This window comes from Sulfuriferula sp. (genome assembly GCF_054605375.1).
The window spans coordinates 62792-85344 of sequence record NZ_JBTSEG010000012.1 but is presented as its reverse complement, the minus strand read 5'-3'; the positions used below and the strand labels follow the sequence as shown (position 1 = coordinate 85344).

Genomic DNA, 22553 nt, shown 5'->3' with positions numbered 1-22553 from the left:
TGGTTGCCTGGCGGATGCATTCGACGGCGAAGATGCGCAGGCCTTTTTTCTGATGGCACCAGGCATCGAGGTACCAGTTGTCGCGGTAGTGGGTGAGCCGTTGGGGCGAGATTTCGCGTTCGCTGGTTTGGCTGCGGTCGCGGTTGTAATACTGGATGATGAGCCGTTTGCGTTGCAGTACGGCGCCGGCGACGATTTGAAAATGGCGCAGGTCTTTGGCGCGGGCGGCCATGGCCAGGATGCGGATGCGCTTGTGCGCTTCGCCGCTGCCGAGGTGTTCGGTTTGGAGGAGCGCGTCGATGCGGGTACGGATGGGCGCGAGTGCGGAATCCAGCAGGCCGGGTTGAAGGGTTTGCAGCAGGTGATTGAGAGTGATGAGGGCATGGAGTTCCGCGCTGGTGAACCACAGGCCGGGCAGGGGGTGGCGCCCGTCTGCGGTGTCATAGCGGTAGCCGTTATATGCTGCGTCGAAGATGAGGGGCGCGCCGAGCTGGTTGCGCAGGTCAGTGATGAGGCGGGTGAGTTTGGAGCGGGAAATTGCCAGTTCGTCCATCAATGCCTGGCGGCTGATGGTGCTGCGCCGCCCATCGAGCAGGCGATGCAGCCGGTAGAGGTCGTCGGGTTTGCTCAAGGTGGCTTGCTCACTTCAAACCCGGGGTGATTGGCAAATTTGCCGGTGGCCGATCAGGTCGGCAGAACTTTGACGTGTCCGGCGGTGCCATAGTCGAGAATTTTCTTGTCGTGAGTGACGAGCACATCTCGCTGCGGGCAGTGGCAAGCGCGGCGATCCAGGGCGCGTTCGATCCAGGCTTCCACTGTCATGGGCAGGCCCAGGAATGATCGAGATGAGCAGCGGTTCGTCCGGGCTGACTTGTTCCAGTGCTTTGCGTGTGCTTGTCTTGATTTTTTCAGGGGTGCCGAAAGCCAGCCAGAGCCAGACGTGGGTATCCAGGAGCAGACTGCCCATTTCAAGCCTTTTTCTTGAGCTTTAAATCGGCGTAGAGGCGGTCCTCTTCTCCGCTTTCGGCAGCAAAGGGTTCATGGGGTACCTCCACGATGTCACCCAGAATCTGGCCGGTGTTTTTCATGTAGCCGAACAGGCTGGCCGGAGTTTCGCACTCAAGGGGCACCAGCCTGACCATGGGCTTGCCGTGTTTGGCGATCACCAGCGGTTCGTGGGTGGAGGCAACCTGGTCGATCAGTTTCAGGCACTTGGATTTGAACTCGGCGGTATTGACACTCATGTCGGCTTCTTCATGCACAGTAAATTATAGCCATGCTAGTCGTCTCGTTAATTGAATGCAATTCAAGTGCCGGGCTGGAAACTGGATTCAGGCCTGACGGGAAGTTCAACAGGGTAAAGTCGAGGCCCATACCGGGCGGTGCGGGTTGCTGCCTTGCTGGGGGGTTCATGGATTGCTCCGTATGGGCGGACGGGGAAATGGGTACGGTGTATCCGAACGCAACTCGCTCAAGGCATGAGCGTCGTGATTCCACCCCGCAACAATCAGCGCTCCGAAATCTGCCGAAACGACGAGCAGGATTGCAGCTTTCCTTACCGAATTCACGGCTGATGTACTGGGAAAAAAGAGAGAACTCACCTCGGTTGCGGTCGAGTATGTGGCGGCCAACGAGTGGTTCATAGGCGGCACTTCCGTCGCATCACAGGGTTTGGCAACTTTCTACCTCGATATCAAGATTACTGAAGGAACCAACACAAAAAATCAGAAAGCCGAATATGTTCAAAAAGTATTCGCTGCCTTCGAGCCGGTTCTGGGCAATCTTGATCCAGCGAGCTATATCGTCATCCATGAAGTCAGAGCGGATTCCTGGGGTTATGAAGGCGCCACCCAGGAGTTCCGGTACATCAAGGGCAAGGTTCTTTGAGATGCTGCCGGTCAGCCAGTTGCTGCCAGACTGTATCAATACCCAAAGCCCGCCGCTATAATTCAGTTCATGTCTGAAACCTTTCAAACCATCGCCCTGGTGGGCAAATACGATAGTCCTGAAATTGGCGAAGCGCTGTTGCGGCTGGCAGACTATCTGAATGATCGCGGCCATGATGTGCTGATTGCGCGCAATACCGCAGAGCATATCGGCAGCGATGTTTACCCGATAGCCGAATTGGCCGGGCTGGGCACGCGTGCGGATCTGGCGGTGGTGCTGGGTGGCGACGGTACCATGCTGTCCATTGCACGCATCCTGGTGAAGGACGACATCCCGCTGGTTGGCGTCAACCAGGGGCATCTGGGTTTTTTGACCGATGTGCCGGTAGAAACGATGCTCGAAAGCATGGATGCCATCCTGGATGGCGAATATGTAGCCGAGCAGCGCCTGTTGCTGAATGCCAGGGTGGTGCGTGATGGCGAAGAGGTGTTTGATGCGTGTGCTTTCAATGATGTAGTGGTGAGTAAAGCCAGTAGCGGGCGGTTGATAGAATTCGAGGTGTTTATTGACGGTGATTTTGTTTATCGCCAACGCTCCGACGGCCTGGTGATTGCCACGCCTACCGGCTCTACCGCCTATGCGCTATCTGCGGGCGGGCCGATTCTGCATCCCACGCTGGAAGCGCTCGTGCTGGTGCCCATCTGCGCACATACCCTGTCGGCCAGACCAATTGCGGTAAACAGCCGCTCCGCAATCGAGTTGCGCCTGATCGATGCACGCGATGCGCGCGTCTACTTTGACGGACAGCGCCATTTTGATGTCGAGCCAGGCGACCGCATCCTGGTCACCCGCGCACCCAAGACCATGCGCCTGCTGCATCCCAAAAATTACAGCTACTACTTTACGCTCAGGCATAAGCTGCACTGGGGTACCCAGCTTTAAATGCTACGTCAACTCAGCTTGCGGGATTTTGTCATCGTGGACGCGCTCGAGATTGAATTCGAGGCCGGGTTTACTGTGCTGACCGGCGAGACTGGTGCAGGTAAATCCATACTGGTGGACGCGCTGGCGCTGGCACTGGGCGGACGCGGCGATGCCAGCGTGATCCGTGAGGGAGCGGCCCGTGCCGACATTAGCGCCGACTTCGATAGCAGCGCCTTGCCCGGCCTGCAAGCCTGGTTGACCGAAAATGCGCTGGATGACGAAACCGCCTGTTTGCTGCGTCGAGTGATCGACAACAATGGCCGCTCGCGTTGTTTTATCAATGGCCGCAGTGTGACCGCACAGCAGTTGCGTGAGGCGGGTGAATTTCTCGTCGATATTCACGGCCAGCACGCGCATCAGTCGCTGCTCAAAACAGCCGCCCAGCGCGATCTGCTCGACAGTTACGGCGGCCTGCAAGCCTTGGCGCGGCAGGTGGCCGATACTTATCGCCACTGGCGCGAACTGCACGACCGGCTTAACGCGCTGCGTGACAACAGCAGCGAGCTCGACGCCGAACGCGAGCGCCTGCAATGGCTGGTCACGGATGTGGACGCGCTTCAATTTACATTGGCGGGCTGGGGCGAACTGCAGGCAGAGCATCGCCGCCTGGCCAATGCCGCCAGTCTGCTGGAGGGCGTGGGCCTGGCGCTGGATAATCTGTCGGAAGGTGAGGCGGCTGCCGAACAGCAGATCGGCGCAGTCAGCGCGCGGCTGATGAGCCTGGCGGAATACGATGCTGACCTGCAGCCGACCTGCGAGCTGGTGGAATCCGCCGTTCTCCAGTTGCAGGAGGCCACGCACAGCCTGCGCCGTTATCTGGATCACCTTGAAGCCGACCCGGCTCGATTGAAGGAAGTCGAATCGCGTATTGAGCTTGTACTTGATACGGCGCGTAAATATCGCGTCAAGGTGGAGCAGATCCCCGAACTGTTGAGCAATGCGCAAACCCGACTCGGCGAACTCGGCGCAACGGCCGATCCGCTGGCACTGGAACAGGCAGCCCATGCCGCGCGCGAACAGTGGCTTGCTCATGCAGGAAAGCTCAGTGCCGGGCGTGCCAGGGCAGCCAGGAAACTGGCAACCAGCGTGACCTTATCCATACAGCAGTTGGCCCTGGCTGGCGGTGCATTCGAGATCAATTTGACGCCGCTTCCGGAAGGCAATGCGCATGGTCTGGAACAGGTCGAGTTCATGGTTGCGCCGCACGCGGGCACGGCACCAAAAGCCCTGGCCAAGGTGGCGTCGGGTGGCGAGTTGTCGCGTATCAGCCTGGCGCTGCAAACCGCGGTCAGCCAGATGGCCGGCGTGCCGACCCTGATTTTCGACGAAGTTGATGTGGGTATCGGAGGGAGCGTGGCAGAAATTGTGGGAACGCTGCTTAAAAACCTGTCCGGCAGCCGCCAGGTTTTATGTATTACGCACCTGCCGCAAGTGGCCGCCTGCGGTCAACAGCACCTGCAAGTCAGCAAGGTGGTGCGGGCGGGCAGCGTGGCGAGCCATATCGCAGTGCTGGATGCGTCAGCGCGCGTGGATGAGATTGCCCGCATGCTGGGTGGGGTCACCATTACCGACACCACGCGCAAACACGCAGCCGAGATGCTGAACGCCTGATCGTCCGTCGTTACCCGTCCCCGTAGCAGGCAAGTATTGATTGAAGTTGTGGATCGAATCGTTCAAGGTGATGGCTTTGCCTTGAAGATGGTGCAGCAGGATTATTTGGATTTATGCGGACACGTGCTTTTCGTGCAGTCCGCGTAAATATGCAGTGAGTGATCGTGAATGGTAAAGCCGCGCTGGGCGGCGACTTTTTTCTGGCGGCGCTCGATTTCCTCGTCGAAAAACTCTTCCACACGTCCGCATTGTATGCACACCAGATGGTCGTGATGCCCGCCGCTATTGAGTTCGTAAACGGCTTTGTCGCTGTCGAAATGATGGCGGATCAGCAGTCCGGCCTGTTCGAACTGGGTCAATACACGGTACACGGTGGCAAGGCCGATATCGATATCTTCGGCAATCAGCAGGCGATAAACTTCTTCAGCGTTAAGGTGGCGTTTTTCCGAACTCTCGAACAAATCGAGGATTTTCAGTCGGGGCAGAGTGGCTTTGAGGCCGATGCTTTTCAGATCGCTGGGGTCGCTCATGATGGGGAGTGTCTCGTGCAGGTTATCTGAGCTATCATAGTGCCTTTATTTTGCTTTGCAAACTCCAGACTAAAATATGCGCGCCTTGATCCTGATTTTCATAGCCAGCCTTGCACTGGCTGGTTGCAAAAGCATGCCGTCCTTTTCCATGCCATCCCTGACGCCTTATAAAATCGATATCCAGCAGGGTAACTATGTGGATAGCACGAATGTGGCCAAGCTCAGAATCGGTATGACCCGTGCGCAAATAAGCTTCATTATGGGTACACCCCTGGTGAAGGATATGTTCCACACCAGTCGTTGGGATTATGTCTATATCGATAAAAAAGCCGGCAAGCTGATCACCAAACGCCGCGTCGCCGTGTATTTCGATGGCGATTTGGCAAAGCGTATTGTGGAAGTGAAGAATGACGGCAAGGAAGTGGATATCAACACCGCGCTGACCACCGATGAAACAGCGCCCGCTGACGCGAATACCCCCGCTGTTGCGGCACCGGTCCCCGATGCTGTCACGACGCCTGCCGAACCCGTTGCAGGTGGAAAATGAGCATCGCCACACCGATTAAAGTTGTTATCGCGGGCAGTTCCGGACGGATGGGCCGGGTGTTGCTGGAGGCGGTTGCGCTAGCACCGGATTGCGTGCTGCATGGTGCGTTGGAACGTAGCGGCAGCCCGTTTGCAGGCCGTGATGCGAGCGTGCTGGGCGGGCCGGCAGAGGTTATGGTTAGCGATGACATGGCAGCAGCTTTGACGGGAGCCAATGTGCTGATCGATTTCACGCGCCCTGAGGCCACGCTCCAGCATCTGGCGCAGTGCCGCAAACTGGGTGTGAATATGATTATCGGCACGACGGGCTTCTCTGCCGAACAAAAACAGGCGATCGCCGCCGCCGGCCAGGATATCGGCGTGGTATTTGCCCCGAATATGAGCGTGGGCGTGAATCTCACTTTCAAGTTGCTGGAAATCGCGGCCAAGGTGCTCAACGAAGGTTACGACATCGAAATCATTGAAGCGCATCATCGCCACAAAGTGGATGCGCCGTCCGGTACGGCGCTACGCATGGGCGAAGTGGTGGCCGATGCGCTCGGGCGCGATTTGTCCGAATGCGCGGTATATGGCCGTGAAGGCGTGACCGGCGAGCGTCAGCCGTCGACCATCGGTTTTGCCACGGTACGCGGTGGGGATATCGTTGGTGACCATACCGTGATGTTTGCCGGCATTGGCGAACGCGTCGAAATTACCCACAAGGCATCCAGCCGCATGACCTTTGCACAGGGGGCGTTGCGGGCCGCGCGTTTTCTGGCGAAGCGCCCCGCCGGACAGTATGATATGCAGGACGTGCTCGGCCTGCGCTGAACTTGCATTGAGTTCGAGGCCGCTTTCGGCTAAAATGACACACATATTTCAGAGGCGGGCGGGTGAAAACCCGGCCCGCCTCTTCGTGTAAGTCTTATACCGGAGTACTCCCTTGCCGCACGCTCAACCCGCCATTCTGGTGCTTGCCGATGGTTCCGTCTTCCGCGGCGTAGCCATTGGAGCATCAGGTATTACTGTGGGCGAGGTTGTGTTCAACACCGCCATGACCGGTTATCAGGAAATCCTGACCGACCCGTCCTACGCTCGCCAGATTGTCACGCTTACCTATCCCCACATCGGTAATACTGGCGTTAATGCCGAGGATGTGGAAGCCGACAGGGTTCATGCGGCGGGCCTGGTAATACGTGATCTGCCGCTAGTGGCCAGTAATTTCCGTTGCACGCAATCTTTGTCCGATTATCTTGTGGCTGAAAATGTCATTGCCATCGCCGATATTGATACGCGTCGTCTCACCCGCATCCTGCGCGAGACGGGCGCGCAGTCCGGCTGCATCATGGCCGGGCATGTCGATGAAGCCGAGGCGCTGGCGCAGGCGCGCGGTTTTCCCGGTCTGGCTGGAATGGACCTCGCCAAAGTGGTCAGCTGCAGTAGCGCCTACCCATGGGAAGAAGGCGAATGGCAATTGGGTAATGGTTACGCCAAGCCGGACAACATGCCGTTCCATGTGGTTGCCTACGATTATGGGGTGAAACGCAATATCCTGCGCATGTTGGTCGAACGTGGCTGCAAGCTGACTGTGCTGCCCGCCCAGGCCAGCGCACAAGCGGCGCTGGCGCTCAAGCCGGACGGTATTTTCCTGTCCAACGGCCCGGGTGATCCCGAGCCATGTGATTACGCCATTGCTGCACTTAGCGAGTTGGTGACGACCGGCATTCCGATTTTCGGTATTTGCCTCGGACACCAGTTGCTGGCGCTGGCTTCCGGTGCCAAAACCATCAAGATGAAATTCGGTCACCATGGCGCTAACCATCCGGTAAAAGACCTCGACACGGGACGCGTGGCAATCACCAGCCAGAATCATGGTTTTGCGGTGGATGCCGACTCGCTTCCCGCCAACCTGCGCGTGACCCATGTTTCCCTGTTCGACGGCTCGCTGCAGGGTTTTGCACGTACCGATGTACCGGCGTTCAGCTTCCAGGGCCACCCTGAAGCCAGCCCCGGCCCCCATGACGTCGGTTATCTGTTTGACCGCTTCGTGGCCATGATGCAGAAAGCCCACCGTTAAGCCATGCCGAAACGTACTGACATCCATAGCATCCTCATTATCGGCGCCGGCCCAATTGTCATCGGCCAGGCGTGCGAGTTCGATTATTCCGGCGCGCAGGCTTGCAAGGCGTTGCGCGAGGAGGGTTACAAGGTGATCCTGGTGAACTCCAACCCGGCCACCATCATGACCGACCCGGAGATGGCCGATGTCACCTACATCGAGCCGATTACCTGGCAGGCGCTGGAAAAAATCATCGAGAAAGAGCGGCCCGAGGCTTTGCTGCCGACCATGGGCGGGCAGACTGCGCTGAACTGCGCGCTCGATCTGGCCAGACACGGCGTGCTGGAAAAATTCGGCGTCGAGATGATCGGCGCTTCGCGCGACGCCATCGACATGGCAGAAGACCGCGAGAAATTCAAGCAGGCGATGACCCGTATCGGGCTTGCCTCGCCACGCTCCTCCATTGCGCATAGTATGGAAGAAGCCTTGCAGGTGCAGGCGGTGATGGGTTTTCCCACCATTATTCGTCCGTCCTTTACGATGGGCGGCACCGGCGGTGGCATTGCTTACAACCGCGAAGAATTCATCGCCATTTGCGAGCGTGGTCTGGAAGCATCACCCACGCGGGAACTGCTGATCGAGGAGTCGCTGATCGGCTGGAAAGAATACGAGATGGAGGTAGTGCGCGACCGCGCCGACAACTGCATCATCGTCTGCTCCATCGAAAACCTCGATCCGATGGGCGTGCATACCGGCGACTCCATTACCGTGGCGCCGTCGCAAACGCTGACCGACAAGGAATACCAGATTCTGCGTAATGCCTCGATCGCGGTACTGCGCGAGATCGGTGTCGAGACCGGTGGTTCCAACGTGCAGTTCGGCATCAACCCTGCGGACGGACGCATGGTAGTGATCGAGATGAACCCGCGGGTTTCGCGTTCCTCGGCACTGGCGTCCAAGGCGACCGGCTTTCCCATCGCCAAGATCGCCGCCAAGCTCGCGGTGGGTTATACGCTGGATGAGCTGAAAAATGACATTACCGGCGGTACGACGCCGGCTTCGTTCGAGCCCAGCATCGACTACGTCGTCACCAAGATACCGCGCTTTGCCTTCGAGAAATTCCCGCAGGCCAACGACCGCCTGACTACCCAGATGAAGTCGGTAGGCGAGGTGATGGCCATTGGCCGGACCTTCCGTGAATCTTTCCAGAAAGCGTTGCGCGGACTGGAAACCGGCATGGACGGGCTGGACGAAATCACCACAGATCGTGATGTGATCGAAGCGGAAATCGGCAATCCGGGGCCTGAGCGTATCTGGTATGTAGCGGATGCGTTCCGTATCGGCATGAGCCTGGATGAGATATTCGATTTTACCAAAATCGACCCGTGGTTCCTGGTACAGATCGAAGCCCTGGTGGCAGACGAGGCGGCACTCAAAGGCCGCACGCTGGGCGACCTCGGTGCAGATGAATTACGTCATCTCAAGCGCAATGGCTTCGCCGACCGCAGGCTGGCAAGGTTGCTGGGCTGCGACAAGCACGCGGTGCGGGCAAAGCGCTGGGCGCTGGGCATCCATCCGGTATACAAACGTGTGGATACCTGTGCGGCCGAGTTTTCCACCCACACCGCCTATCTGTATTCCACTTACGAGGAAGAATGCGAAGCGCAGCCAAGCGACCGCAAGAAAATCATGGTACTGGGCGGCGGGCCGAATCGTATCGGACAGGGTATCGAGTTCGATTACTGTTGCGTCCATGCCGCACTGGCGATGCGCGAGGACGGTTACGAGACCATCATGGTCAACTGTAACCCGGAAACGGTATCCACCGATTATGACACCTCCGACCGGCTGTATTTTGAGTCGGTAACACTGGAGGATGTACTGGAAATCGTACGTATCGAGAAGCCGGTCGGCGTGATTGTGCAATATGGCGGGCAGACCCCGCTCAAACTGGCGCGCGATCTGGAGGCTTTTGGCACGCCGATCATCGGCACGACACCGGACATGATTGATTGTGCCGAAGACCGCGAACGTTTTCAGCAGCTTCTGGTAGGACTGGGCTTGAAGCAACCGCCTAACCGTACCGCCCGTTCCGCCGATGAAGCGCTTCGCCTGGCGGCGGAAATCGGTTATCCGCTGGTGGTTCGCCCCTCCTATGTGCTGGGCGGCCGGGCCATGGAAATCGTGCGTGAGGAAGCTGATTTGCAGCGCTATATGCGCGAAGCCGTCAAGGTTTCCAATGACTCGCCGGTACTGCTGGATCGCTTCCTCAACGATGCCATTGAAGTGGATGTGGACGCCATCAGCGACGGCAAACAGGTGCTCATCGGCGGCATCATGGAACATATCGAACAGGCTGGCGTGCATTCGGGTGATTCGGCGTGCTCATTGCCGCCCTACAGTCTGTCGGCTGAAATCCAGGATGAAATCCGTCGTCAGACGGTCGCCATGGCACGTGCGCTCAATGTAGTTGGACTAATGAACGTGCAGTTCGCGCTACAGGGTGATACGGTGTACGTGCTTGAGGTCAATCCGCGCGCTTCGCGTACCGTGCCGTTCGTGTCCAAAGCCACCGGTATCCAGCTTGCCAAAGTAGCCGCGCGCTGCATGGCAGGGCGCAGCCTGGCTGAGCAGGGGATTGAAAAAGAAGTGGTGCCGCCCTATTTCTCGGTAAAAGAAGCGGTATTTCCCTTCGCCAAATTCCAGGGCGTGGACACCTTGCTGGGGCCGGAGATGAAGTCCACGGGTGAAGTCATGGGCGTTGGCGCCAGTTTCGGCGAGGCCTTTGTCAAGTCGCAGCTGGCGGCGGGCGTGAAGCTTCCCAAGGGTGGTGCAGCTTTCATCAGTGTGCGCAATGCGGATAAAGAAAAAGTCGTCGAAATCGGCGCACAGTTGATCAATCTGGGCTTTACGCTACTCGCAACACGTGGCACGGCAACGGCACTTGCTGCTGGCGGGCTGGCAGTGACCATTGTCAATAAAGTAGCCGAGGGGCGTCCGCATATTGTAGACATGATTAAAAACAACGAGATCAGCCTGATCGTCAACGTGGTAGACGACAAACGTGCCGTGCGCGATTCGGTGGAAATTCGCCGTGTCGCACTGGCGCAACGCGTTACTTACTACACCACGCTGGCCGGGGCACGCGCCGCCTGTATCGGAATGCAGGCGATGAGCGAGCTGAATGTTTATGACCTGCAGGGATTGCATCGGCAATTACCTGCCCGATAAGGATTAAGTATATGAGTGCAATGAGCAAGATTCCCTTGACAGTCAAAGGCGCAGAAATGCTGCGCCAGGAACTGCATCGTTTGAAAACCATAGAGCGCCCGTCGGTGATTACCGCCATTGCGGAGGCGCGCGCGCAGGGTGATTTGTCTGAAAATGCTGAATACGATGCTGCCAAGGAAAAACAGGGTTTTATCGAGGGACGTATTGCCGACCTGGAAGGCAAGCTGTCCTCGGCCCAGATCATCAATCCTGCAGAGGTGGATGCGGACGGACGCGTCGTATTCGGTGCAACCGTCGAGTTGGAAGATCTTGAAACCGGCACCACTGTGACTTATCAGATCGTCGGGGACGATGAAGCCGACATCAAGCAATTCAAGATATCCATCAGTTCACCGATTGCGCGAGCATTGATTGGCAAAAGTGCAGGCGATACCGCCGATGTGCAGGCCCCCAGCGGTGTGCGCCAATACGAAGTGCTGGATGTGAGTTACGTATAGGCCATGAAAAACCTGCCTGAAGCGCTTGCCCGCATCGCCGTTACCTTTTGGGTAGGCGGTTTGTGGGCGATCGGCTACGTTACCGCGCCAGTACTGTTCACCCATCTGGCCGACAAACAGCTGGCTGGCAACCTGGCCGGGCATATGTTTGCCGTCATGGCGTATGTCAGTATCGCTTGTGCGGTTTATTTGATTATTCAGCGTCTGGCTGCGTTTGGTGGCCGTGCGTTCAAACAGGCGTTTTTCTGGGTAGTGCTGGTCATGTTGCTGCTGACTCTGGCGACCCATTTCGGTATTCAGCCCATCATGGAAAGTCTCAAGGAGCGTGCCATGCCGCAGGCGGTCATGGAAAGCATCTTCCGTGACCGTTTCGCACGCTGGCATGGCGTATCCAGTATCGTTTATCTGGTGCAGAGTTTGTTGGGACTGGTATTGATTTTCAAGCAGAATAACCGCTGATCGCTTACTTTGGCAGGCTGATTTTTGGTTTGGCCGCCGGGCGGTAAATCAATAAAAGCTTGCCGATATGTTGAACCGGTGCTGCGCCCAGGTCGGTACAGATTTTTTCCATCATTGCAATGCGATTATCGCGGTCATCTCCGAATACCCTGACCTTGATGAGTTCGTGGCTTTTCAGATTAATGTCCACTTCACGCATGACCGCGTCGGTCAGTCCGGCATCTCCGATCATGACAACAGGATGCAGATGATGGGCTTGTCCGCGCAAATAACGGCGTTGCAGTGCATTGAGGGTGATCATGATGGCCATTTCTAAAGCAAACCCGGATTTTAGCCGATGAAGCCAAGTAGAACCAGCAAAGCCTGGATGCGCGAGCATGTGAATGATCCTTATGTGAAGCTGGCCAAGCAACATGGCTATCGTTCCCGCGCTGCGTTCAAGCTCGACGAAATCAATACGCGCGATCATTTGCTTCGTCCGGGCATGCTGGTGGTGGATCTGGGCGCAACCCCCGGTGGCTGGTCGCAGATAGCCGCGAAACTGGGCGCAAAGGTCATCGCCCTGGATCTGCTGGAAATGGATTCGATTGCCGGGGTGACGTTCATTCAGGGTGATTTTACCGGCGAGGCGGCGCTCATGGAGTTGAAGCAAGTGCTGGCGGGGCGGCTGCCAGACCTTGTAATTTCGGATATGGCACCCAATATGAGTGGTGTTGCCAGCGCCGATCAAGCGCGCAGCATGCATTTATGCGAACTGGCGCTGGAATTTGCCTGCCATCATTTGAAACCTGGTGGTGATTTGCTGGTCAAGACTTTTCAGGGCGAAGGTTTTCAGGAATATGTGAAGGCGATGCGAAGTCAGTTCGGGCAGGTTGTAACACGCAAACCACGCGCCTCGCGAGATCGCAGTAGTGAAGTATATCTACTCGGGAAAAGCAGGCTGCCAAATGCTGGCAGTGGTACCGGATTCGGTTTAGAATGAGTTTAAACTCGCAATTTTTACCTGCTCACAGGAGCGTTACGTGAATAACATGTTTAAAAATATTGCCATTTGGCTGGTTGTGGCTTTGGTGCTGATGACGGTATTCAATCAATTCACCACACGTCAGACTGCGCAGTCGCAAATGGACTACTCGCAATTCATCCAGGAAGTGAAGCAAGGTGAAATTACCAAAGTGGTGATCTCCAACCATGTGCTGAAAGGTGTGAAAAGTGATGGCAAGCAATTCACTTCCTACGCCCCTTCTGACCCCTGGATGGTTTCCGATTTGCTCAAGAATGGCGTCGCAATCCAGGCAAAACCGGAAGAGGAACCCTCGTTCCTGATGAGCCTGTTCGTGTCCTGGTTTCCAATGCTGCTCCTGATTGGCGTGTGGATATTCTTCATGCGTCAGATGCAGGGTGGCGGCAAGGGCGGCGCGTTCTCGTTCGGCAAGAGCAAGGCGCGCATGCTGGATGAATCCACCAATCAGATTACCTTTGCCGACGTGGCAGGGTGTGATGAAGCCAAGGAAGAAGTTTCCGAACTGGTCGAGTTTCTGCGTGATCCGTCCAAATTCCAGAAACTGGGCGGACGTATTCCGCGCGGCATACTGATGGTGGGTAGCCCGGGTACAGGTAAAACGCTGCTCGCCAAGGCCATTGCGGGTGAAGCCAAAGTGCCGTTTTTCAGTATTTCCGGCTCTGATTTCGTCGAGATGTTTGTGGGTGTCGGTGCAGCGCGTGTGCGGGATATGTTCGAGCAGGCTAAAAAGCACTCTCCTTGTATCATTTTCATTGACGAGATCGATGCGGTCGGTCGCCAGCGTGGCGCAGGCATGGGCGGCGGCAACGATGAACGTGAGCAGACGCTGAACCAGTTGCTGGTCGAGATGGACGGTTTCGAAGCTTCCGTAGGCGTTATCGTGATTGCGGCTACCAACCGCCCCGATGTGCTGGATCCGGCTTTGCTGCGGCCCGGCCGTTTTGACCGCCAAGTCGTGGTTCCATTACCTGATATTCGTGGCCGCGAACAGATTTTGCTGGTGCATATGCGCAAGATTCCGATGGCGCCGGATGTGCGCGCCGATATTCTGGCGCGCGGCACGCCGGGATTTTCCGGCGCCGATTTGGCCAATCTGGTAAACGAAGCGGCGCTGTTCGCTGCGCGAAGTAATAAGCGCCTGGTGGATATGGACGATTTCGAGCATGCCAAAGACAAGATCATGATGGGCGCTGAACGCAAAAACATGGTCATGCCTGAAATCGAGCGTCGCAATACTGCCTATCATGAGGCGGGTCACGCTGTTGTGGCCTATACGCTGGACAAGACCGATCCGGTGCATAAGGTCACCATTATCCCGCGCGGACGTGCCTTGGGGCTGACCATGCAGTTGCCTACCGAAGACCGCTACAGCATGGATCGTGAACAGATACTGCAAAATATTTCGGTGCTGTTTGGTGGTCGTATCGCTGAAGAAGTGTTCATGAACCACATGACAACGGGCGCTTCCAACGACTTCGAGCGGGCTACGGAAATGGCGCGGCGCATGGTGACCCAATGGGGTATGTCGGATGCGTTGGGCCCCATGGTATACGGTGAGAACGATGGAGAGGTATTCCTTGGGCGAAGTGTGACAACGCACAAGAATGTATCCGAGGCCACCATGCAAAAGGTGGATATGGAAATCCGTCGAATTATCGATCAGCAGTACACGCTGGCGCGCAAAATCCTTGAAGACAGCCGTGACAAGGTTGAAGCCATGGCGCATGCGCTGCTGGAATGGGAAACCATTGATTCGGAGCAGATCGGCGATATCATGAAAGGCCAGCCGCCGCGACCACCCAAGCCATCCCCCAGTGTCAACGCGAGTCCGCCTAACCCGCCCCAGGGTGGTATTCCGGCAACGCCACCCGCACCTGCTGCAGCACCCGCACAAGAAGCCTGATTACATTCGACAGGTAAGTCACACCAGCCAGGGGCTATAATGCAGCCCCTGGCTTTTTTGTTTCATTTGCGATGATTCTGCACTGCAGCACTATTCAGCTTGACTTGGCTACCCCCCGTATCATGGGAATACTCAATGTCACCCCGGATTCATTTTCCGACGGTGGCCGGTATACGCATATTGATCATGCGGTGGAACATGCCTGGCAGTTAATTGCAGAGGGCGCCGCGATCATTGATATCGGAGGTGAATCTACCCGCCCCGGTGCCCAGTGGGTGCCGCTGCAGCAGGAGATGGACCGGGTGCTGCCGTTACTCGATGCTTTGCGCGGCTGCGGCGCGGTATTGTCAGTGGATACACGTAAACCCGAAATCATGACCGCAGCCATCGCAGCAGGCGCGCACATGATCAACGATATTGATGCTTTGCAGGCGCCAGGCGCATTGCAGGCGGTTGCATCGGGCGATACGGCTGTGTGTTTGATGCACAAACAGGGTGAGCCGCAGGTGATGCAACTCAATCCGAGTTACGATGATGTCATCACCGAGGTTGCGGCGTTTCTTGCCGCACGGATTGCGGCAGCGATGGATGCCGGCATTGCGCGCGAACGCATTGTGGTGGATCCGGGCTTCGGTTTTGGAAAGTCATTGGCGCATAATCTTAAACTTTTACGTCATCTTGACCGTATTACTCAGGAAGTGCCGATACTGGCGGGTATTTCGCGCAAAACCATGCTTGGCAAGATTACGGATCGGGAAGTCGGCCGGCGAGAATATGCCGGCTTGGCGGCAAATGTGCTGGCTGTCATGCGGGGTGCGCGTATTTTGCGGGTTCACGATGTGGCCGCATGTCAGGATGCCTTAAAAATAATTCAGGCAGTGGAGGGGTGTGATGAGTAGAAAATATTTTGGTACCGACGGCGTCCGTGGCCGGGTAGGGGATAACCCGATCACGCCGGATTTTGTCATGCGTTTGGGCTATGCGGCAGGAAAAGTACTGGCTTCCAATACCTCGGGCCTGGCAGCGGGAGAAAACCCGGTGGTCCTGATCGGGAAAGACACGCGTATTTCAGGTTATATGCTTGAGGCAGCACTGCAGGCTGGCCTGTGCGCGGCAGGCGTCGATGTACGCCTGGTAGGACCCATGCCGACGCCCGCGGTGGCTTATCTGACGCGAGCGCTGCGCCTGCAGGCGGGGGTAGTAATTTCCGCCTCGCATAACCCGTTTGAAGACAACGGTATCAAGTTCTTTTCTGCTACCGGAGCAAAATTGCCGGATGCGACCGAGCTGGCTATTGAAGCGCTCGTGGATAAACCGATGGAAACCATGCCGTCCAGAGGCTTGGGGCGTGTCAAGCGCATCGAAGATGCGGCTGCACGCTACATCGAGTTTTGCAAAAGCACCTTTCCATTTGATCGGGATTTGCGTGGTCTACGCATTGTGCTGGATTGCGCGCACGGTGCGACTTACCATGTCGCCCCCCATGTATTGCACGAGTTGGGCGCAGAAGTCATTCCCATTGGCAATCACCCGGATGGCTTCAATATTAACCGTGAATGCGGTGCAACGCATACGAGTGCGATGAATGCTGCGGTGCGCCGTCATCGTGCTGATTTCGGCATTGCGCTGGATGGCGATGGCGATCGACTGATGATGGCGGATGCCGATGGCACGATTTTCGATGGCGACCAACTGGTTTATGCCATTGCCAAACATCGTCTGGAAGTGGGGTATATGAAGGGTGGTGTGGTCGGTACCTTGATGACTAATCTGGGTATGGAGCACGCGCTGGAACGTTTGAATATCCCGTTCGCCCGCGCCAAGGTGGGAGACCGTTACGTACTTGAACTGCTGCAGCAGAATGGCTGGCAACTGGGCGGAGAAACGTCCGGTCATGTGTTGTGTCTGGACAAACACACCACAGGTGACGGCATCATCTCGGCACTGCAGGTACTTCATGCCTTGCGTGATTGTGGTACTTCGCTGGCAGAATACACCGCCGATCTCAAACTTTACCCGCAAGTGCTGCTGAACGTGAAGGTCACTAAAGGTTTTGATCTCAATCACGCTGCTGTCCAGCAGGCCTGCGGGGATGCTGAAAGCGCTTTGGGTAATGACGGACGGATTGTATTGCGCGCTTCAGGAACCGAGCCGTTGATCCGTGTTATGGTTGAGAGTACTTGCCCGGATCAGGCACAGCTACAGGCTGAGCATATCGCCCAGGCAGTGCGTCAGGTAGCGCCTTCGAGCTAATAACTGATCTGGTCAACCGAATTTCCCGGTAATGTAGTCTTCAGTGGCTTGCTGTTTCGGATTGGTAAATACCAGATCGGTCTTGCCGAATTCAATCATTTCACCCAGGTACATGTAGGCGGTGAAATCGGAAACCCGCGCCGCCTGCTGCATGTTGTGAGTGACGATGGCAATGGTGTAGTCGGTTTTAAGTTCGTGGATCAGCTCTTCAATACGCGCGGTGGAAATCGGGTCGAGCGCCGAAGCGGGTTCGTCCAGCAATAACACTTCAGGCTTGACTGCGATGCCGCGTGCGATGCACAGACGCTGTTGCTGGCCTCCAGACAGACTATTTCCACTGCGGTTCAGAACATCCTTTACTTCATTCCATAGGGCGGCTTTTTTGAGTGCCCATTCCACACGTTCATCCATGTCTGAACGTCCCATGCTCTCATACAGCTTGATGCCAAATGCAATATTGTCGTATATCGACATGGGAAAGGGGGTTGGCTTCTGGAACACCATGCCAACCCGGGCGCGCAGTTTATTGAGATCCGCACCTTTTTCCAGGATATTCTGCCCGTCCAGCAATATTTCACCCTCGGCACGCTGCCCTGGATAGAGGTCGTACATGCGGTTCATGGTGCGCAGCAGGGTGGATTTTCCACAACCTGAAGGTCCGATAAAGGCAGTCACCTGGCGTTCGGGTATATCCAGATTGATGTTTTTCAGGGCATGCGATTTGCCATAATAAAAATTCAGGTTGCGCAGACTGATTTTTGCGTTGTGTTCCATGCTCTGACTCATGTAGTGATTCCGTGTATAAAACTTAATGGGAAGAGGATTGCTGACGGAACAGAATGCGCGCGGCGACACTGAGTCCGAGCACGGCCGTCGTAATCAGCAGCGCGCCCGCCCAGGCAAGTTTGTGCCAATCATCGTAGGGACTCATGGCCATCTGGAAAATCACCACCGGCAAGTTGGCCATGGGTTTATTCATGTTGGTGCTCCAGAATTGATTGTTCAATGCCGTGAACAGCAAAGGCGCGGTTTCGCCGCTGATGCGTGCAATAGCCAGCAGAATTCCTGTCAATATGCCCGCTTTGGATGCGCGCCATGTCACCATGGTGATTACTTTCCAATGTGGAGCGCCCAGTGCGGCTGCCGCCTCGCGTAAGCTGTTGGGAACCAGTTTAAGCATATTTTCAGTCGTACGTACCACTACCGGTATGACGATCAGGGATAGTGCAAATGCGCCGGCCCAACCAGAGAAATGCCCGGTGCTTACCACATAAACCTCATAGACAAACAAACCGATGACGATGGATGGTGCTGAGAGCAGAATGTCATTGATGAAGCGGGTGGTCGGTGCCAGCCAGCCACGTTGACCGAATTCAGCCAGATAAGTGCCTGCCAGAATGCCGATCGGCGTGCCAACCAGGGTGGCGACCATGGTCATCAGCAAGCTGCCGACAATGGCATTGAGAAGTCCACCGGTACTGCCTGGGGGGGGCGTGGATTTGGTAAACATATCAATGCTTACACCACCCAAGCCATAGGTCAGCAATGTCCATAGTATCCATGCCAGTGCTGACAGGCCAATCAGCATGGTCGCAAGCGAAGCGATCAAATTGAACTTGTTGGCGAATTGCCGCCGTGCGTAGAGGGAAAACATGCAAGCTCCTAGCTTTTCTTGCCTTCGTGCTTGCCCAATTGCAGCAGTAGCAGTTTGGACAAGGCCAACACAATAAAGGTGATGAAGAAGAGGATGAGCCCGAGTTCGATCAGGGCCGAAGTATATAGTTTGCCATCGGCCTCGGTAAATTCGTTGGCCAGCGCAGAGGATATCGTGTTGCCGGGCATCATCAGTGATGTGCTGAGCTGATGCGCATTCCCTATCACGAATGTGATGGCCATGGTTTCGCCCAGAGCGCGTCCGAGCCCGAGCATGATGCTGCCAACGACGCCGATTTTGGTATATGGAAGAACAATATTCCACACCACTTCCCAAGTGGTTGCGCCCAGGCCGTATGCCGATTCCTTGAGCAAGGGCGGCACGATTTCAAATACGTCGCGCATGACGGAAGCAATAAACGGTACCACCATCAAGGCCAGAATCAAACTGGCAGTCAGCATGCCGATACCCATCGGTGCCCCCTGAAACAGCGGTCCGAATATGGGCAACGGGCCCAGCTTGTCAATCAGCCAGGGTTGGACATGTTCAGCGAACAAGGGAGCGAATACGAACAGCCCCCACATGCCGTAAATAATGCTGGGCACGCCTGCCAGTAATTCAATTGCAATACCCAATGGGCGCTTCAGCCATTTTGGCGAAAGTTCAGTCAGAAACACAGCAATTCCGAAGCTGAGAGGTACGCCAATCAATAATGCGATAACGGATGTGGCCAAGGTGCCATAGATGGGTACCAGTGCCCCGAATTTTTCGGTAACCGGGTTCCATGAGCTGTCCGTCAGAAATCCAATGCCAAATGCGCGAATGGCGGGCATGCTGCCCATGACTAAAGAAGCCAGGATGCCAATCAGCAAGGCCAGCACAATAAATGCAAAAATTCGTGTGGCGTTACGGAATAGTTTGTCCTGCCACATGAAGCGGCGTGTGCGATGGGTGGATAACGGGTTGCTCATGTGATTCGTACCATATTGAGACCGGTGCTGGTTTCGCAAATATGCTGATTTTGATAGAGCGCACACTTCATCAGAGGGTCATCTTTCCGGAAAACTTTAATTTGTATGTCATGCAGATAGTGCAAAGCGTTGCGACCCCGTCCTCGCGTGAGCAGTATTTTCGCAGGGATTTTACCGCGATCTTATGGTTTGTTGATTAAAACTCTCCAGTATACAGAGGTATGCCGGCACTATTTCTACTGACCAATGACAGCAAAGCTGGCATGGCTTGGAAGTTCGTATTTCCGATTCGGGATTCTGGTTCTCCTGTATCGTTGATGATTTTTGTCACGCTGCCCGGCGCGTAACCTAATCCAATACAAGGCGTTATATCAACATCATTGACGTGCGCCAATCAAAAAAACCAGCATCGCTAGTGGTGATCGCTGGGTGCACTGCACCTGTGGGTCAGAGTGAATTTGGCATCGGTAATCGGTCAGTATGCATAGCCGGGTGATTGATCGGAGTTCTGTAAACCTCGATAGCTGCTTTATGCCAATCTCCAGATTGCGGCATTGATAGTAAGGTTCCAATGTTACAGAATTATGACAGTACGGTTAAATCAAACAGGGAATGCCCGGTAAAATATTGACCAGCCCTTGGTGTTGTGTGTACTATTTGCGGCTTTCTATGGGTCGGAATAGGCGATGCGCAAAAAACTGGTCGCAGGCAACTGGAAAATGCACGGTAGTCTGGTTGAGAACAAAACATTGCTGGATGCGCTGCTGCTTGAATTGGGGCAAGAGCGTGCGATGGGCTGCATAGTTTGTGCGCCTTTCCCGTATCTGGCACAGGTGCAATCGATATTGTCGGGCAGTGCGCTGGCATGGGGTGCTCAAAGTGTGAGCAACCACATGAAGGGAGCATATACTGGCGAGGTTTCCACCGCGATGTTGCAGGATTTCGGTTGCACCTATGTCATCGTTGGCCACTCTGAGCGACGTGCGTTGTATGGCGAGGATGATGCGACCGTTGCGGCGAAATTTGCCGCTGCGCAGGCCGCCGGTTTGATACCGATCCTGTGTGTGGGAGAAACGCTGGAACAGCGCGAGGCAGGTGTGACCGAAGCGGTTATTGGCCGCCAGCTGGATGCGGTTCTGGCGGTTTCCGGTATTGCGGGCATAGGGCGTGCGGTCGTGGCCTATGAGCCGGTATGGGCGATCGGTACGGGCAAGACGGCCAGCCCGCAGCAAGCGCAAGCCGTACATGCCTTTATTCGTGGCAAGTTGGCAGCATTGGATAAAAATATAGCGGCATCTCTGGTGATTCAATATGGTGGTAGCGTAAAAGCCGCCAATGCGGCAGAATTGTTTGCTCAGCCGGATATTGATGGTGGCTTGATAGGCGGCGCGTCGCTGGTTGCAGATGAATTCATTGCCATTTGCCGGGCAGCTCAAAGCTAAGGATATCGATTTGGAAACAGCAATTTTGGTTTTTCATGTGCTGGCAGCAGTGTCAGTGATTGTGCTGGTGCTGTTACAGCAGGGGAAAGGCGCCGATATGGGCGCCGCATTTGGCAGTGGCGCTTCGGGTAGCCTGTTTGGTTCCACCGGCTCGGCCAATTTTTTGAGTCACGCCACGGCCGTCCTCGCAACGGTTTTTTTTCTGACAAGTCTGACTCTGACCTATCTTTCGGGTCATCAAACCAAAGCGGTTGGCGTAATGCAGGGTCAGCAAAAAACACAAGTTCAACCTGTGGCGCCCGCTAGTGTACCAACACCAGCCCAGCCTGCAGGTAATGTAGTTCCAGGCAATACCGGGTCAAAAGCCGGGGAAATTCCCAAGTAATACGGGAGCCGCCATTGGGGCGGATTATCAATCCGTCCTGTCAATACGCCGACGTGGTGAAATTGGTAGACACGCTATCTTGAGGGGGTAGTGGCGTAAAGCTGTGCGAGTTCGAGTCTCGCCGTCGGCACCATAAATTCGGGTTATGAGGCAATCAGCTTTGGTGATTGCATAACTTATTGATTGTTTTGAGTAAAACAATTATTTTTTCAGCTTGACACGACGCTTTTCGCGCTACTAAACTGAAACGCTGTGCACGCTTCCTGGGTAGGGTTGCGTACGGCTTTGGAGCGGATGCATGCTAGCAAATTATTTTCCTGTTTTATTGTTCGTGTTGATTGGGCTCGCCGTAGGCGTAGGGCCGATGGTCATTGGCTGGCTACTGGCGCCCAATCATCCGGACAGTGAAAAACTTTCGCCATACGAGTGTGGCTTTGAGGCATTCGAGGATGCGCGCATGAAATTCGACGTGCGTTATTATCTTGTTGCCATCCTGTTCATTTTGTTTGATCTGGAAATCGCCTTCCTGTTTCCGTGGGCGATCGTGCTCGAGGAAATCGGTATGTTCGGTTTTCTTGCCATGGTGATTTTCCTGGGAATTCTTGTCGTTGGCTTTGTGTACGAGTGGATGAAAGGGGCGCTGGAATGGGAATAGAAGGCGTTTTGGAGAAAGGCTTCGTCACCACCACGGCCGACAAGCTGATTAACTGGACTCGTACCGGTTCGCTGTGGCCGATGACCTTTGGTCTGGCATGCTGTGCTGTGGAAATGATGCAGGCCGGCGCATCGCGCTATGACCTGGATCGTTTTGGTATTGTGTTTCGCCCCAGTCCACGCCAGTCCGACGTCATGATTGTGGCGGGTACACTGTGCAACAAAATGGCGCCGGCGCTGCGCAAAGTGTATGACCAGATGGCCGAGCCGCGCTGGGTGATTTCCATGGGGTCCTGCGCCAATGGGGGCGGCTATTATCACTACTCGTACTCCGTGGTACGCGGTTGCGACCGCATCGTACCGGTGGATGTGTATGTGCCGGGCTGTCCGCCGACTGCCGAAGCGCTGCTTTACGGCATTATCCAGTTGCAGAACAAAATCAAGCGCACCAACACCATCGCGCGTTAACCGGTAGAGCGAGAAA

At 55.6% G+C, this 22553-nt stretch carries 25 protein-coding genes and 1 tRNA gene; 18 read left to right on the top strand and 8 right to left on the bottom strand.

What is annotated here, in order from left to right; translation table 11 throughout:
* The 3 genes from ACYCZJ_RS08845 to ACYCZJ_RS08835 all read right to left on the bottom strand — a co-directional run.
* Positions 1-631 (bottom strand): helix-turn-helix transcriptional regulator (locus tag ACYCZJ_RS08845; RefSeq protein ID WP_461553863.1); only part of this gene is annotated, 631 nt, incomplete at its 3' end.
* Positions 632-684: 53 nt separating this feature from the next.
* Positions 685-822, bottom strand: coding sequence for a hypothetical protein (locus ACYCZJ_RS08840; RefSeq protein ID WP_461553862.1), 138 nt, complete (start codon positions 820-822; stop codon positions 685-687).
* Between the two features lie 146 nt (positions 823-968).
* On the bottom strand, positions 969-1244 hold the full coding sequence (locus ACYCZJ_RS08835; protein ID WP_461553861.1) for a type II toxin-antitoxin system Phd/YefM family antitoxin: 276 nt from the start codon (positions 1242-1244) through the stop codon (positions 969-971).
* A gap of 262 nt (positions 1245-1506) precedes the next feature.
* On the opposite strand from ACYCZJ_RS08835, the gene ACYCZJ_RS08830 reads away from it, so the two are divergent.
* From ACYCZJ_RS08830 to recN, 3 genes are all read left to right on the top strand, one after another.
* Positions 1507-1887 carry a tautomerase family protein gene (locus ACYCZJ_RS08830; RefSeq protein WP_461553868.1) on the top strand — a complete coding sequence of 127 codons (381 nt, stop codon included), beginning with the start codon at positions 1507-1509 and terminating at the stop codon, positions 1885-1887.
* Between the two features lie 69 nt (positions 1888-1956).
* Complete coding sequence (locus tag ACYCZJ_RS08825; protein ID WP_461553860.1) at positions 1957-2829, top strand: NAD kinase; 873 nt, start codon at positions 1957-1959, stop codon at positions 2827-2829.
* On the top strand, positions 2830-4482 hold the full coding sequence (gene recN / locus ACYCZJ_RS08820) for a DNA repair protein RecN (RefSeq protein ID WP_461553859.1): 1653 nt from the start codon (positions 2830-2832) through the stop codon (positions 4480-4482).
* Positions 4483-4583: 101 nt separating this feature from the next.
* On the opposite strand, the gene fur is transcribed toward recN, so the two are convergent.
* The gene (fur, locus tag ACYCZJ_RS08815; protein ID WP_461553858.1) at positions 4584-5012 is read right to left on the bottom strand and encodes a ferric iron uptake transcriptional regulator; all 429 of its coding nucleotides are present in this window, start codon (positions 5010-5012) and stop codon (positions 4584-4586) included.
* 76 nt (positions 5013-5088) lie between these two features.
* On the opposite strand from fur, the gene ACYCZJ_RS08810 reads away from it, so the two are divergent.
* From ACYCZJ_RS08810 to ACYCZJ_RS08785, 6 genes are all read left to right on the top strand, one after another.
* The gene (locus tag ACYCZJ_RS08810) at positions 5089-5559 is read left to right on the top strand and encodes an outer membrane protein assembly factor BamE (protein ID WP_461553857.1); all 471 of its coding nucleotides are present in this window, start codon (positions 5089-5091) and stop codon (positions 5557-5559) included.
* On the top strand, positions 5556-6368 hold the full coding sequence (gene dapB / locus ACYCZJ_RS08805; RefSeq protein ID WP_461553856.1) for a 4-hydroxy-tetrahydrodipicolinate reductase: 813 nt from the start codon (positions 5556-5558) through the stop codon (positions 6366-6368). Before ACYCZJ_RS08810 ends, dapB begins: the two co-directional genes overlap by 4 nt.
* A gap of 112 nt (positions 6369-6480) precedes the next feature.
* Complete coding sequence (carA, locus tag ACYCZJ_RS08800; RefSeq protein WP_461553855.1) at positions 6481-7614, top strand: glutamine-hydrolyzing carbamoyl-phosphate synthase small subunit; 1134 nt, start codon at positions 6481-6483, stop codon at positions 7612-7614.
* 3 nt (positions 7615-7617) lie between these two features.
* Positions 7618-10827 carry a carbamoyl-phosphate synthase large subunit gene (gene carB / locus ACYCZJ_RS08795; RefSeq protein ID WP_461553854.1) on the top strand — a complete coding sequence of 1070 codons (3210 nt, stop codon included), beginning with the start codon at positions 7618-7620 and terminating at the stop codon, positions 10825-10827.
* 20 nt (positions 10828-10847) lie between these two features.
* Positions 10848-11324, top strand: a complete 477-nt coding sequence (gene greA / locus ACYCZJ_RS08790; RefSeq protein WP_461553867.1) for a transcription elongation factor GreA — start codon at positions 10848-10850, stop codon at positions 11322-11324.
* Positions 11325-11327: 3 nt separating this feature from the next.
* The gene (locus tag ACYCZJ_RS08785) at positions 11328-11783 is read left to right on the top strand and encodes a DUF4149 domain-containing protein (RefSeq protein ID WP_461553853.1); all 456 of its coding nucleotides are present in this window, start codon (positions 11328-11330) and stop codon (positions 11781-11783) included.
* Between the two features lie 4 nt (positions 11784-11787).
* Here ACYCZJ_RS08785 and yhbY read toward each other — a convergent pair whose 3' ends face one another.
* On the bottom strand, positions 11788-12084 hold the full coding sequence (gene yhbY / locus ACYCZJ_RS08780; RefSeq protein WP_461553852.1) for a ribosome assembly RNA-binding protein YhbY: 297 nt from the start codon (positions 12082-12084) through the stop codon (positions 11788-11790).
* 36 nt (positions 12085-12120) lie between these two features.
* Between yhbY and ACYCZJ_RS08775 the strand changes: the two genes are divergently transcribed.
* From ACYCZJ_RS08775 to glmM, 4 genes are all read left to right on the top strand, one after another.
* Complete coding sequence (locus tag ACYCZJ_RS08775; protein WP_461553851.1) at positions 12121-12765, top strand: RlmE family RNA methyltransferase; 645 nt, start codon at positions 12121-12123, stop codon at positions 12763-12765.
* Positions 12766-12805: 40 nt separating this feature from the next.
* On the top strand, positions 12806-14710 hold the full coding sequence (gene ftsH, locus ACYCZJ_RS08770; protein WP_461553850.1) for an ATP-dependent zinc metalloprotease FtsH: 1905 nt from the start codon (positions 12806-12808) through the stop codon (positions 14708-14710).
* A 104-nt stretch (positions 14711-14814) separates the two neighbouring features.
* The gene (folP, locus tag ACYCZJ_RS08765) at positions 14815-15609 is read left to right on the top strand and encodes a dihydropteroate synthase (protein ID WP_461553849.1); all 795 of its coding nucleotides are present in this window, start codon (positions 14815-14817) and stop codon (positions 15607-15609) included.
* The gene (gene glmM / locus ACYCZJ_RS08760; protein WP_461553848.1) at positions 15602-16963 is read left to right on the top strand and encodes a phosphoglucosamine mutase; all 1362 of its coding nucleotides are present in this window, start codon (positions 15602-15604) and stop codon (positions 16961-16963) included. Before folP ends, glmM begins: the two co-directional genes overlap by 8 nt.
* A 12-nt stretch (positions 16964-16975) precedes the next feature.
* On the opposite strand, the gene pstB is transcribed toward glmM, so the two are convergent.
* From pstB to pstC, 3 genes are read right to left on the bottom strand one after another with little or no spacing between them, the layout of a single operon-like run.
* Positions 16976-17749, bottom strand: a complete 774-nt coding sequence (gene pstB / locus ACYCZJ_RS08755; RefSeq protein ID WP_461553847.1) for a phosphate ABC transporter ATP-binding protein PstB — start codon at positions 17747-17749, stop codon at positions 16976-16978.
* Between the two features lie 22 nt (positions 17750-17771).
* Positions 17772-18617 (bottom strand): phosphate ABC transporter permease PstA, encoded by an 846-nt coding sequence (gene pstA / locus ACYCZJ_RS08750; RefSeq protein WP_461553846.1) that lies wholly within the window; start codon positions 18615-18617, stop codon positions 17772-17774.
* An 8-nt stretch (positions 18618-18625) separates the two neighbouring features.
* The gene (gene pstC, locus ACYCZJ_RS08745; RefSeq protein ID WP_461553845.1) at positions 18626-19588 is read right to left on the bottom strand and encodes a phosphate ABC transporter permease subunit PstC; all 963 of its coding nucleotides are present in this window, start codon (positions 19586-19588) and stop codon (positions 18626-18628) included.
* A gap of 686 nt (positions 19589-20274) precedes the next feature.
* Here pstC and tpiA point away from each other — a divergent pair.
* From tpiA to ACYCZJ_RS08720, 5 genes are all read left to right on the top strand, one after another.
* A complete protein-coding gene (tpiA, locus tag ACYCZJ_RS08740; protein WP_461553844.1) occupies positions 20275-21030 on the top strand; it encodes a triose-phosphate isomerase in 756 nt (251 codons plus the stop codon).
* A gap of 10 nt (positions 21031-21040) precedes the next feature.
* A complete protein-coding gene (secG, locus tag ACYCZJ_RS08735; RefSeq protein WP_461553843.1) occupies positions 21041-21415 on the top strand; it encodes a preprotein translocase subunit SecG in 375 nt (124 codons plus the stop codon).
* Between the two features lie 47 nt (positions 21416-21462).
* Positions 21463-21548, top strand: a tRNA-Leu gene (locus tag ACYCZJ_RS08730).
* A gap of 165 nt (positions 21549-21713) precedes the next feature.
* Positions 21714-22070: an NADH-quinone oxidoreductase subunit A gene (locus ACYCZJ_RS08725; RefSeq protein WP_461553842.1), complete on the top strand. Its 357-nt coding sequence runs from the start codon at positions 21714-21716 to the stop codon at positions 22068-22070.
* Entirely contained in the window at positions 22061-22537 is a 477-nt protein-coding gene (locus tag ACYCZJ_RS08720; RefSeq protein WP_124703488.1) for a NuoB/complex I 20 kDa subunit family protein, read from the top strand. The genes ACYCZJ_RS08725 and ACYCZJ_RS08720 overlap by 10 nt, the downstream gene beginning before the upstream one ends.
* Positions 22538-22553 lie beyond the last annotated feature (16 nt).